This window comes from Leisingera sp. F5 (assembly GCF_001593695.1).
Genome location: NZ_LUKH01000415.1, coordinates 1 through 2534 on the forward strand (window position 1 = coordinate 1; position 2534 = coordinate 2534).

Here is a 2534-nt window from a genome sequence, read left to right on the forward strand (position 1 = left end):
GGGCGCAAGACGGCCTGGGTCAACGACCGGCGCTGCTCGGGCGAAGTGCTGCGGGCGCTGTCGGAAACCCTGGTGGAGCTGCACGGCCAGCACGACGACCGCGGGCTTTTGAACCCGCGCGGGCATATGGCGTTGCTGGATCAATATGCCAGCGTGCAGGGGCTGTTGGCCGCAGTGCGGGCGGCTTGGACCGGCGCAGTCAAAGCGCGCAAGACTGTAGAGGCCACGCGGGCGGCATTGGACGCTGTGCGGGCCGAGGAGGAATTCCTGCGCCATGCTGTGGGGGAGCTGGATAAGCTGGACCCGCAGCCGGGCGAGGACGAGGCGCTGGACACCCGCCGCCGCCAGATGCAGGCGGCTGAGCGCATCCGCGGCGACATATCCCGCGCCCAATCGCTGCTGAGCGAAGGCGCCGAAGGCGCCATGGGCGAAGCGCAGCGCTGGCTGGAAGGGGTGACAGGTCAGGAGAGCGGCACCGGGCTGGAGGAGCCTTTGGCTGCCCTGAGCCGCGCAATGATCGAGCTGGGCGATGCCCAGGACGGAGTTGAGCAGGTGCTGGGGCATCTGGAGTTCAATCCGGGCGAGCTGGAGGACTGTGAAGAACGGCTTTTTGCCATCCGCGGGCTGGCGCGCAAGCATGATGTGCAGGCGGATGAGCTGGCCGGCTATGCTGAAACCCTGCGCAGTAAGCTGGCGGCACTGGATGCTGGTGATCAGGATCTGGCCGATCAGGAGGCCGCTTTGAAAGCCGCCGAGGCGTCCTATGCGCAAGCCGCAGAACAGCTGAGCGCAGCCCGCCGCGAAAGTGCTGCGGCGCTGGATCAGGCGGTGATGGCCGAACTGGCGCCGCTCAAGATGGAACGCGCTGTGTTTGAAACCCGCTTTTCCAATTGTGCGCCAGGGCCGGAGGGCACCGACACGGTGGCCTTTACCGTTGCCACCAATCCGGGCGCGCCTGCGGGGGCTTTGAACAAGATCGCCTCGGGCGGCGAGCTTAGCCGGTTCCTGCTGGCGCTGAAGGTCTGTTTGCGCGGCGAAGATGCCAGCAAGACCTTGATTTTCGACGAGATTGACCGCGGTGTCGGCGGCGCGACGGCAGATGCCGTGGGCCGGCGCCTGCGCAGCCTGGCCAGCAGCGGCCAGGTGCTGGTGGTGACCCACTCGCCGCAAGTGGCAGCGCTTGGCGGCCATCACTGGCAGGTGCGCAAACAGGTGGTGGATGGCATGACGCTGTCGCAGGTGGTGCCGCTGGCCGACACTGAACGGGTGGATGAGCTTGCCCGCATGGTGTCGGGTGATACCATCACCGAAGAGGCCCGTGCTGCGGCCCGCGCATTGCTGGCCGGATAGCTGCCGGAACAGGGCGGCGGGTGAGGGCTCTTTAACCGGCTTATGCCAGTTGTAGGCCATTGAAATGAAAAGACCCGCTGACAGGTTATGGTAGAAGAAATCCGTTCATCGCTTTCCGCAGTTTTTGTGCAATGGCTGGCAGGCCTGAAAGACTTCTGGAGGGTGCTGCGCCACCGCGGCCCCAGCCAGTTCCAGTTCTGGCTGATCGCACTTCTGATCGGCGTCGCCGCAGGCTTTGCCGCGCTGTTTTTCCGCAAGGGGATCACGGCGCTGCAGGCCTGGATCTATGGCGCGCCGGACCTTGATTATCTGCATTCCTATGCGCAGGCGCTGCCCTGGTATGTGCTGGTTGCCATTGCCGCTGGCGGCGGGCTGGTGGTTGGACTGATCCTTGATCGTTTCACACCGGACGGGCGGGTGCGCTCGGTCGCGGATGTGATCGAAGGCGCCGCACTGCATGACGGGCGGGTCGAACACAAGGAGGGACTGGCCTCGGCGCTGGCCTCCTTCATCACGCTGTCCACCGGCGGCTCCACCGGGCGCGAAGGGCCGGTGGTGCATATGGCAGGCGTGATCTCCACCTGGGTCAGCAACCGGATCAACGCCGATGGCATCACCGGTCGGGATCTTCTGGGCTGCGCGGTGGCGGCGGGTGTCTCGGCCAGCTTCAACGCGCCGATCGCAGGCGCGTTGTTTGCGATGGAGGTGGTGCTGCGGCATTTTTCGGTCAACGCCTTTGCGCCGATTGTGGTCGCTTCGGTTGCCGGTACGGTGATCAACCGGCTCGAATACGGCGATGTCACCGAATTCACCCTGAACACCCCCGGCGCGCTGCAGTTCTACGTGGAACTGCCGGCCTTTTTGATCCTGGGCTTGATCTGCGGGCTGGTGGCGGTGGCGCTGATGCGGTCGATCTTTTTTGCCGAAAAGGTGGGCAATACGGTGCAGCAGCGTTTGCACCTGCCGCGCTGGCTGCGGCCTGCGGTCTCTGGCGCGATGCTGGGCGTCATTGCCGTGTGGTATCCGCATATCATCGGCGTCGGTTATGAAACCACGGTGCTGGCTCTGACCGGCGGGCTGTTGCTGGGGCAGGCGGTGATCTTTGCCGCGGTCAAAACGGCGGCTGTCGCCATCACAATGGGCGGGCGCATGGGCGGTGGCGTGTTTTCCCCGTCGCTGATGAT

2 protein-coding genes are annotated in these 2534 nt (G+C 65.1%); both read left to right on the forward strand.

What is annotated here, in order from left to right:
* Positions 1–1350: DNA repair protein RecN (locus tag A2I95_RS31160; RefSeq protein WP_291736057.1), on the forward strand; the 1350-nt coding region annotated here is incomplete at its 5' end.
* A gap of 87 nt (positions 1351–1437) precedes the next feature.
* Positions 1438–2534 (forward strand): chloride channel protein (locus A2I95_RS31165; protein ID WP_291736058.1); only part of this gene is annotated, 1097 nt, incomplete at its 3' end.